The sequence below is a fragment of the Asticcacaulis biprosthecium C19 genome (genome assembly GCF_000204015.1).
Taxonomy (GTDB): domain Bacteria; phylum Pseudomonadota; class Alphaproteobacteria; order Caulobacterales; family Caulobacteraceae; genus Asticcacaulis; species Asticcacaulis biprosthecius.
This window is the reverse complement of sequence record NZ_GL883077.1, coordinates 1952639-1962272: the sequence shown is the minus strand read 5'-3', so window position 1 is coordinate 1962272 and position 9634 is coordinate 1952639. Positions and strand designations below refer to the sequence as shown.

The window sequence follows — 9634 nt, the reverse complement described above, 5'->3', positions numbered from 1 at the left end:
CGGAGGCTGGTCCGGCGGCGGTGGAGGCGGCGGTTTCTCGGGCGGCGGCGGGTCGTTCGGTGGCGGCGGTGCGAGCGGGAGTTGGTGACATGAGCACTCTGAAGATCGACCACAGCCGCATCAATGCGGCCATTGCCCGGGCAGAAGCCGGCACCTCCGGCGAAATCACCTGCGTCGTCAAAGCCAAGGCGCTGGATTACGGTGAAACACCCCTGGGCTGGGCGGCAGCGGCCGCCATGATCCTGCCCCTGGTCCTGGCCGTCATGGGCCTTCTGCCACACGACTGGCTGGAAGGCATATTGAGTTCCCTCCTCGGCTGGCGCAGCATTGGCGTCGACGGCAACTTGCTGACCTGGGAAGCCATCCTGACCTACGCCTTTTTCCAGCTTGCGGTCTTTGCCATCGCCTACGTCGTGATCCGCTTTACAGGGCTGAAACTGTGGCTGACGCCGCTGGCGACGCGCCGCGCCAAGGTCCATCAAAAGGCTTTGGAACAGTTCTATGCCCGCGGCATGCACCTGACCGCGGCCCGCACCGGCGTGCTGATCTTCCTGGCGGTTGAAGAGCATGTGGTCGAGGTCATTGCCGACGGTGGCATCTATGACAAGGTCGACAAGAGCTTCTGGAACGATACGGTCGCCATCCTGCTGAAGCACATCAAGGCCGGCGATGCGACCGGCGGCTTCGAAGAGGCCATCACCGTCTGCGGCGCCGCTTTGGCGCAGCACTTCCCGCCGACAGATGACAATCCCAACGAACTGCCCGACGTGCTGATTGAGATATGAGCTGCTTATCCTCCACCGCTTGCGAGGGAGGTGCTGAGCAAGCGAAGCTGAAAGCGCAGCACGTCGAAGCGGAGGGGGAGCCGGAAGCTCGGGGCTTGTCACGCCCCCTCCGTCTCGACGCGTTTCGGCCCATAGGGGGCCTCACTTGCTCGACACCTCCCCCGCAAGCGGTGGAGGATAAAAATTTTTGAATAATCCTCTTGCCTTCCCCACCGCCCGACTGTATCAGCACGATAACACGCTGACACGCCGCCCGGAGAGGAGTAAAGCTGTCATGACCGACGTCTGCACACATGCCGTGGCGTTTTCCGGCGGCCTTACCGGATAGTTTTCCTTGCGCAGGGATGCCGCCTGGCGTATCAGCCCGCTGATACAACCGGAGACACGCGCATGGCAGCCGACCATCCCAGCCTCAAGGACGATATCACCCTCCTCCATCAAGCCTTCCTGCAGTTGAAAAGCCAGGACGAGGTCAAGGACTTCCTGACCGACCTGTGCACCCCGCAGGAGATCCGGGCTTTGGCGGAACGGTTCCGGGTCGCCTGGCTGCTGGATGACGGCGAACTCTCCTACCGCCAGATTTCCGACCAGACCGGCGTGTCGACCACCACCGTCACCCGCGTCGCCAATTTTTTGAACAACATGCCCCACCAGGGCTACCGCGCGGTACTCGACCGCATGAAACCCGATAAGAAGATCTGAAGATGACCGAACCCCGCCTCCGCATTGCCGTACAAAAGTCGGGCCGCCTGGCCGAACGCTCACTGGAGCTGATCACTGGCGCCGGCCTGCGCGCCATCCGCGGCGCCAACGAACTGCTGTACCGGATCGAAAATCATCCAATCGATCTGCTGCGGGTACGCGACGACGATATCCCCACCTTCGTCGACGACAATGTCGCTGAACTGGGCATCGTCGGTTACAACGTTCTGAAGGAGCACTTCCCGGACAAGGACCTGGAGGAGATCATCGTAATGCGCCTGGGCTTCGGCAAGTGCACCCTGAAGCTGGCCGTACCGATCGGGTTCGACTACCAGGGCCCGCAAAGCGTCGCCGGCAAGCGCATCGCCACCTCCTATCCGAACATCCTGAAAGCCTGGCTGTCCGATAACGGCATCACCGCCGATATCGTCGAAATGCGTGGCGGCGTCGAAGTCGCGCCACGCATGCACATTGCCGACGCCATCTGCGACCTGGTCTCCACCGGCACCACCCTGGAGGTCAACAACCTCAAGCCGGTCGAACTGGTACTCAAATCCGAAGCCGTGCTGATCAAGGCGCCCCACGCGCCCCAGCCTGACCTGGCACACATCTACGACATGGTCGTGCGCCGCTTCGACGGCGTCACCAAGTCGACCGGCGCCAAATACGTCATGATGAACGCGCCGCGCGATCATCTCGACGAGATCATCAACCTGATCCCCGGCTCCGGCAGCCCGACCATCATGAATCTGGTCGATCCGTCCATGGTCGCCATCCATGCCGTCTGTGACGAAAGCGTCTTCTGGGAAACCCTGGACCGCCTGAAAGCCGCCGGTGCCTCGGCCATTCTGGTCCTGCCGATCGAAAAGATGATGCCGTGATGCGGACATTCATTTGGAAAGAGCTGGACCGGGCCGGCCGCAAGGCCGCCCTGGCCCGCCCGGAGAACCGCCGCGATCCGACGGTGCTGGCGCGTGTGCGCACCATCTTCGACGACATCGAGGCCCGCGGCTTTGACGGTTTGAGCGACTGGGCCGTCAAGCTGGATGGCCATGCCCCCGACCGCCTGGAGCTTAATGCGGCAACGGTTGACGCCGCCCGGGCGCAAATGTCGCCCGAGGATCTCGCCGCCATGGAACTGGCCGCCGAGAACGTGCGCGCCTTCCAGCAGGCAGAACTGCCCGGCGACGGCCCAGTCATTTCCCCGAAACCGGGATTGTCGCTGCAACGCCTCTATCGCCCGATCACCACAGCCGGCCTGTATATCCCTGGCGGCCTGGCGCCACTGTTTTCAACCCTGATTATGACCGCGGTACCCGCCGCTGTGGCAGGCGTACCCAACCGCGTCTGCATCACGCCCCCGGCCAAAGACGGCTCCCTCCACCCGATGATGATCGCCTGCGCGGCGACCTCGAGACTGGACGCCATCTGGAGAGTCGGCGGCGCCCACGGCATCGCCGCCATGGCGCTGGGGATCCTGGAAGGCGTCCCCGCCGCCGACAAGCTGTTCGGCCCCGGCAACAAGTACGTCACCGAAGCCAAGAAGTACGCCACCGAGCGCATCTCGGGCCTGGCCATCGACATGCCGGCGGGTCCGTCGGAATTGCTGGTCATCGCCGACGGCACCGCCAATGTGAAACTGGTCGCCGCCGACCTGCTCAGCCAGGCCGAACACGACTCCGACGCTCAGGTCATCCTGGTCGCCCTGTCCGCCGATATCGCGCAACGCATTGCCGCCGAAGTCGCCATTCAGGTCGAGCGCCTGCCGCGTGCGACGATCGCCAAGGCGTCACTGGATCAGGCGCGCGTCTTCATCGTCTCCGGGACATCGGAAGCTGCCGAAGTCTCAAACCTGTACGGTCCGGAGCACCTGGCCATCCAGATCGAAGACGTCGACGCCCTCGTGCCCCTGCTGACCGCCGCCGGGACGATTTTTGCCGGCACCTATGCCGCCGAAACCTTCGGCGACTATGCCGCAGGCCCCAGCCACGTCCTGCCGACCGACGGCGCTGCCCGGTCCTATGACGGCATCACCGTGCGGTCCTTCCTGACCAGCTTCGTCGTGCAGAAGGCCACGCGCGAAGGTGCGGCCGCCATTGCCCCCGCCGCCGCCCGCCTGGCCCGGCTGGAGGGGCTTGAGGCGCACGCACTGGCGGCCGACTTCAGATTGGAAGTGTAGAGATGTTCAACTCCCCTTTCTCATCTCTAGGTGGCGCCGGCCTCGAATCCATCCCGCCCTCGCTCGAGCCCCTGCGTGAGCGCATGGCCGCCTTCTACGGTGTCGAGCCACATCAGTTGATCGTCACCCGCGGCGCGTCGCACGGCATGGAAATCCTGATGCGCCGCCTGCGCGTCCATGGCCATGAGTTCGTCTGGGCCGGCCAGGACCACTATATCGAGGACCTGTGCAGCGTTTATAACCTGACCATCCGCAAGCCGCTGGAAACCGGTACCCTGACACGCGGTGGGGGCTTCTACCTGATTGACAACCCCAGTCAGTCGGATGGCCACGCGCTGGACCTGATCGCCGCCCGCACCCTGGCGGTCGACATCTTCCCGACCCTGCTGGTCATCGACGAAAGCTACGCCGACGCCTCGGACGGGTCGCTGATCGAACTGGCGACCAGCGAGCCCAATGTCATCGTGCTGAAGAGCATGTCCTTCCTGTTCGGCATGTCCGGCGCCAGAGTTGGCGCCCTGATCGCCAACACCAAGACACTTCAGGGATTGCTGAAGTATTGCGAGCCGCACCCGCTGCCGACCCCGTCAGTGCGGGCCGCGGAAAGCGCCCTGTCGCCTTCGCGGGCCCTTTCCGTACAAGCCCGTATCGACCTGATCCGCAGTGAACAGGCTCGGTTGCGCGAACGCCTGAAAACTTCCAATTTACTGGAATCGTTCGACCTGAACGAAGGCCCTTTCCTGCTTTTGCGCCCCAAGAACCTGATCGCCACCCAGACCGCCCTGAAGCGCCTGGGGCTGTCGCCTCAGGTCACCCCAACCGGCTTGCTGCTGGCCTTGGGAGATGTCGCCACCAACAACCGCATCCTCAAGGCGCTGGACGTCGCCGACGACGCCAAGCCACCCCGCGTCGGCGAAGTCACGCGCGACACCAAGGAGACGCGCATCTCAGTCTTGGTCAATCTCGATCAGCCGAAACCCGTCAACGTCGAGACCGGCATCGGCTTCTTCGATCACATGCTGGACCAGGTCGCCACCCACGGCGGCTTCTCGCTGCAACTGGCCTGCGAGGGCGACCTGCATATCGACGGCCACCACACGGTCGAGGACTGCATGCTGGCCTTCGGGTCGGCACTGAAACAGGCCCTGGGCGATCGCATGGGCATGGCGCGGTTCGGCTTCGTCCTGCCGATGGACGAGACCGAGGCCAAGGTCAGTATCGACCTTGGCGGCCGGCCCTTCTGTGTTTTCAAAGGCGACTTCCAGTCGACACACATCGGCGACTATCAGACCGAAATGACCGGCCACGCCTTCCGTTCGCTGTCAGAAACCCTGGGCGCATCGATCCATGTCGAGGTCGAGGGCGGCAACGATCACCACAAGACCGAGGCCTGCTACAAGGCACTGGGCCGGGCCCTGCGCCAGGCTACGCGGATCGAAGGCGACGCCCTCCCCTCCACCAAAGGCATGCTGGCATGATCACGGTCATTGAACTGGGCTGCGCCAACACGGCATCGGTGCTGTTTGCCCTGGAACGGCTGGGTGTTGACGCGCACCTGTCGTCAGACGCGGCGGAAATCGCCGCCGCCCAAAAGGTCGTCCTGCCGGGTGTCGGCGCTGCGGGTTTCGCCATGAACCGTATCCACGAGTTGGGGCTGTTCGACGTCATTCGCGGTCTTGATGTGCCGCTGCTGGGGGTATGCCTGGGCCAGCAACTGCTGTTCGAAGGTTCCGACGAAGGTGATGTTCAATGTCTCGGGCTGATCCCCGGCCGGGTGACCCGCATGGAGGCATCGAAGGATTTCGTCGTGCCGCACATGGGCTGGAACCAGCTTGAGGTCTCACGCGACGATGCGCTAACGGCGGGCGTCAATGATGGCGATTATGCCTATTTCGTCCACTCCTTCGTCTGTCCGGTCAATGATTGCACCTTGGCGACCGCGACCTATGGTGAACCCTTCGCTGCCATGGTCCGCAAGGGCCAGGTCTGGGGCTGCCAGTTCCACCCCGAACGGTCTTCTTCCACCGGCGCCAGAATCCTCGAAAACTTTGTGAAACTATGATCCTTTACCCCGCTATCGACCTGATCAACGGTGAATGTGTGCGCCTGTCGCAGGGCCGCTTCGACGCCGTCACCAAGTACGACTCCGATCCGTTCAAGCGGCTGGGCCTGTTCAACGGCGAAAACGCCCAGTGGGTGCACATCGTCGACCTAGACGGCGCCAAGGCCGGCTCGCCGCAGCAGCACGACCTGATCGGCCGGCTGGCCAAGGCCTCCCTGGCCAAGATCCAGACCGGCGGTGGCGTCCGCACACGCGCCCACGTCCAGACCCTGCTCGACGAAGGCATTTCCGCCGTTGTCGTCGGTTCCGCCGCGGTCAAGAACCCGGAAGAGGTCCGCGGCTGGCTGGCCGATTTTGGCAAGGACCGGATCACCCTGGCACTGGATGTTTTGCCGACCGCCGACGGCGATTTCGACGCCGCCCTGCATGGTTGGGTCGAAGGCTCGGGCATCTCGCTGTGGGACGTTCTGGACTACTATCCGGTCGGCTCGGCTCAGCGCATCCTGGTCACCGACGTGTCGCGTGACGGCATGCTGATGGGCCCGAACATGGCGCTGATGACAGCCCTGCGCCGCAAGCGTCCGGACCTGGACATCCAGGCCTCTGGCGGCGTGCGCTCGATCGAGGACCTGTATGAACTCAAGACCCTGGGCGTGCATGGCGCCATTGTCGGCAAGGCGATCTATGAGGGTCTGATCGACCTGAAAGCGGCCTTGAATGTCGGTTAAGCCGACATTCATTTTTTGTTTTTAACGCGCTTTTTTATCCAAAAAGTGCGTCACACTTTTTGGAAAGCGCTCATGTTGGCTAGACGCATCATCCCCTGTCTCGACGTCAAGGACGGCAAGGTCGTCAAGGGCGTGCAGTTCGTCGGACACGAAGTCCTGGGCGACGCCGTCGACATGGCTTTGCGCTATCGCGATGAAGGCGCCGACGAACTGGTGCTCTACGACATCACCGCCTCGTCGGAAGGCCGCACGGTCGACTACAACTGGGTGCGCGACATTGCCCGCGCTTTGGACATTCCGTTCTGCGTCGCCGGCGGCATTCGTTCGGCGGAGCAGGCAGTGAAATGCCTGAACAGCGGCGCCGACAAGGTGTCGATCAACTCGCCAGCTTTGGAACGGCCCGACCTGATCAACGAACTGGCTGAAATGGCTGGTTCGCAATGCGTCGTGGTCGGTATTGATAGTCGCGAAATGGCGCTGCCCCTCCCGAAAAGTGTTGAGCACTTTTCGGATAAGGAGGGGCAGCCAAGCAAAAATGTCGACTATTACGTCCACCAATATTCCGGCGATCCCGACAAGATCCGCCAGGCGGGCCGCAGGACTTTGGATTGGGTCGTCGAGGCTCGCGACCGCGGAGCCGGCGAGATCGTTCTGAACTGCATGAACCAGGACGGGGTGCGCAAGGGTTACGACCTGAAGCAATTGCGACTGGTGCGCGACCTGCTGGACATTCCGCTGGTGGCATCAGGCGGCGCCGGGTCTACAGAGCACTTCGTCGAAGTGTTCGACCAGGCCGATGTGTCGGGCGCTCTGGCCGCCAGCGTCTTTCACAAAAAGATCATCCACATCCCTGACCTCAAGCGCGACTTGCGTCAGGCCGGGATAGCTGTGAGACTGTAACCATGGCCGAACAGCACACCCTGCCCAATCCCCTCACCGTCGACGACATCACCCGCATCGACTTCGCCAAGTCCGGTGGGCTGGTGCCGGCTATCGTCCAGCATGCCGATACCCTTCAGGTCCTGATGCTCGGCTATATGAACGCCGACGCCTTGCGCGAAACCCTGACCCGTGGTCAGGTCGTGTTTTATTCCCGTTCGAAAGACCGGCTGTGGCGCAAGGGCGAAACTTCAGGCGATGTGCTGGTTCTGGACCACGTCCTGGCCGACTGCGACGAGGATGCCGTGCTGGTGCTGGCACGGCCGGAAGGCCCGACCTGCCACACCAAGACGACCTCGTGCTTCGGCATGGAGAACGCGCCGGGTATCGGCTTCATGGCTCACCTCGCCAAGGTGGTCACTGAGCGTGCCCACGTGTCACCAGCCGATAGTTACACCGCCCGCCTGATGCACAAGGGGATCGCCAAGATCGCCCAGAAGGTTGGCGAAGAAGGGCTGGAAACGGCCTTGGCCGGCCGCGCCGGTGATCTGGACGAACTACACAACGAAGCCGCCGACCTGCTGTATCATCTCAGCGTACTGTTGATGGCGCGCGAGACCGGTCTTGGCCCCGTGCTGGACATCCTGAGAGAGCGCCACAAGGGATGATCTAACAATAGGGGGCGATATGACGAAACCAAAATTCTTCCTTACAATTCCAGCATTGCTGGCGTTGAACGGCCGAATCAGCCGCCTTCAGTATTTTGTGTACGGCCTGATCATCGCCGCAATATTGCTGCTTGGTTTTGGGACTGTGGTCGCAATGGCCGGGAACGGACTCTCAGCTAATCCCGCTGTTCAGACCATGATCTATGTCGTCGTCATGTCTGCGTTTTTATGGGCGCTAGTCTGCCTATACGCCAAGCGCTTGCACGATCTGGGCTGGTCGGCGATATGGTGCGTTGTCGCTTTGTTTGATCTCCCCGTGGATATTGTGCTTAATCTCGTCAGCCTTGTGACGCCGGTGTACGAGACAGCGTGGAATTTTAGTAATGGCCTCAGTACCATCGGAAACGTGACGGCGATGATCATGGGGTTGATCCTGACCTTCCGGCGTGGTCAGCGGGGTCCCAACAGGTACGGTCCTGATCCATTGCAGCCGCCGCAAACGGACACTTCGGTGTTTTAGTCTTCAGCCAGATTCTTGCCCAGGTGCTTGCGCAGGCCCAACCGTTGTTCGAACGTCATATCCCCCATCAGGCCGCGGCGGTCAGGCGGCAGGTGGTCGGCCGGCGGGCCGTTCTTTTGAAACACAAAATGGTCGAACATACCTTTCCAGGCATCACGCTGGTCCTCGGGCAAATCGCGCACCGCCAGCATGGCCAGGACCAAAGCCTGCATCGGCTGCCCGCCGGCCGCCTGGATGTCGAGCGCCGGGTTCCACCAGTAGTTCATCTGGACATTGAAGCCCCCCGACGACACCACATGGTGCCACCACATATAGGGGATGTAGAGCACATCGCCCGGCTCAAGGTCGGCCACCCTCGCCGCCCTGAGTGCGTCGGCAAAGCGCGGATGGGTGGCAAAGTCCGGATTTTCCAGGCTCGCCATCGAGGTCGGTACGTTCGACACTGTCCGTTCGAACGGTCCCAAATACAGATTGGGTAACTGATCAGGCGGAAACAGGATAAAGCGTTTCTCCCCGCCGATCATGCAGACCAGGTTTTCCGACAGGTCGAAATGAATCTGGGTGATCGAGGTATTCCCGATCCAGATACGCGGCTCGGCCTCGACGGCCGGCAACTGGTTTTCGGCCTTCATCCGCGGCAGGTGGTCCTTGACCGGCGCCGACTGAATGTAGATGTGTTCGGCATCGGTTTGGTTCTGGATTTTTCGTAAGCGTTCCAGGGTCACCGAGACTGGCAAATTGCCACGCTGAAAGGTGAACCCATCAATGGTTGAATTGTAAAAGTATTTGCCGTCGCCGGTCGGTTGCCGAAAAGTTGCTGCCGGCGTTCCGTTGTCGCAGGCTTTCAGGTAGTCGATCAGGGCGTCGGCCGAGGTCTGTGAAGCTTTTACCGCCGGCCAGTCCCGGACTGCCCCTTTGAAAACGACCGGTTCGCGGGCGTCGGCCACCGCTTGTGCCAAGGTAGCCAAGGTGACGTCGGAACGGGTGGCAACGGCAAGAAAAGGGGGCATAGGACAGCGATAACCTATTGTGTTTGCGAGGACAATATACCCGCTATCGCTACAGGGTTATCGCAATCGGCGTCACAAGCGCCCTACTCCCCATTTCATGG

11 protein-coding genes are annotated in these 9634 nt (G+C 62.0%); 10 read left to right on the top strand and 1 reads right to left on the bottom strand.

Annotation, left to right across the window (positions count from 1 at the left end; all coding sequences use genetic code 11):
• The first annotated feature begins 89 nt into the window (after positions 1 to 89).
• The 10 genes from ABI_RS09110 (at position 90) to ABI_RS09065 (ending at position 8523) form a co-directional block, all read left to right on the top strand.
• A complete protein-coding gene (locus ABI_RS09110) occupies positions 90 to 785 on the top strand; it encodes a TPM domain-containing protein (RefSeq protein WP_006272638.1) in 696 nt (231 codons plus the stop codon).
• A gap of 390 nt (positions 786 to 1175) precedes the next feature.
• Positions 1176 to 1487 (top strand): YerC/YecD family TrpR-related protein, encoded by a 312-nt coding sequence (locus ABI_RS09105; RefSeq protein ID WP_006272637.1) that lies wholly within the window; start codon positions 1176 to 1178, stop codon positions 1485 to 1487.
• A gap of 2 nt (positions 1488 to 1489) precedes the next feature.
• Positions 1490 to 2368: an ATP phosphoribosyltransferase gene (gene hisG, locus ABI_RS09100; protein WP_006272636.1), complete on the top strand. Its 879-nt coding sequence runs from the start codon at positions 1490 to 1492 to the stop codon at positions 2366 to 2368.
• Positions 2368 to 3666 carry a histidinol dehydrogenase gene (hisD, locus tag ABI_RS09095; protein WP_006272635.1) on the top strand — a complete coding sequence of 433 codons (1299 nt, stop codon included), beginning with the start codon at positions 2368 to 2370 and terminating at the stop codon, positions 3664 to 3666. Before hisG ends, hisD begins: the two co-directional genes overlap by 1 nt.
• Positions 3667 to 3668: 2 nt before the next feature.
• The gene (hisB, locus tag ABI_RS09090) at positions 3669 to 5144 is read left to right on the top strand and encodes an imidazoleglycerol-phosphate dehydratase HisB (protein ID WP_006272634.1); all 1476 of its coding nucleotides are present in this window, start codon (positions 3669 to 3671) and stop codon (positions 5142 to 5144) included.
• Positions 5141 to 5728 carry an imidazole glycerol phosphate synthase subunit HisH gene (gene hisH / locus ABI_RS09085; protein ID WP_006272633.1) on the top strand — a complete coding sequence of 196 codons (588 nt, stop codon included), beginning with the start codon at positions 5141 to 5143 and terminating at the stop codon, positions 5726 to 5728. Before hisB ends, hisH begins: the two co-directional genes overlap by 4 nt.
• A complete protein-coding gene (gene hisA, locus ABI_RS09080; protein ID WP_006272632.1) occupies positions 5725 to 6456 on the top strand; it encodes a 1-(5-phosphoribosyl)-5-[(5-phosphoribosylamino)methylideneamino]imidazole-4-carboxamide isomerase in 732 nt (243 codons plus the stop codon). The genes hisH and hisA overlap by 4 nt, the downstream gene beginning before the upstream one ends.
• A 72-nt stretch (positions 6457 to 6528) precedes the next feature.
• Positions 6529 to 7356, top strand: coding sequence for an imidazole glycerol phosphate synthase subunit HisF (gene hisF / locus ABI_RS09075; RefSeq protein ID WP_006272631.1), 828 nt, complete (start codon positions 6529 to 6531; stop codon positions 7354 to 7356).
• Positions 7357 to 7358: 2 nt separating this feature from the next.
• On the top strand, positions 7359 to 8003 hold the full coding sequence (gene hisIE / locus ABI_RS09070; protein ID WP_006272630.1) for a bifunctional phosphoribosyl-AMP cyclohydrolase/phosphoribosyl-ATP diphosphatase HisIE: 645 nt from the start codon (positions 7359 to 7361) through the stop codon (positions 8001 to 8003).
• Between the two features lie 19 nt (positions 8004 to 8022).
• Complete coding sequence (locus tag ABI_RS09065) at positions 8023 to 8523, top strand: DUF805 domain-containing protein (protein WP_040308743.1); 501 nt, start codon at positions 8023 to 8025, stop codon at positions 8521 to 8523.
• On the opposite strand, the gene ABI_RS09060 is transcribed toward ABI_RS09065, so the two are convergent.
• Positions 8520 to 9533 (bottom strand): cupin-like domain-containing protein, encoded by a 1014-nt coding sequence (locus ABI_RS09060; protein WP_006272628.1) that lies wholly within the window; start codon positions 9531 to 9533, stop codon positions 8520 to 8522. The two genes, ABI_RS09065 and ABI_RS09060, sit on opposite strands and share 4 nt — an antisense overlap.
• Positions 9534 to 9634 lie beyond the last annotated feature (101 nt).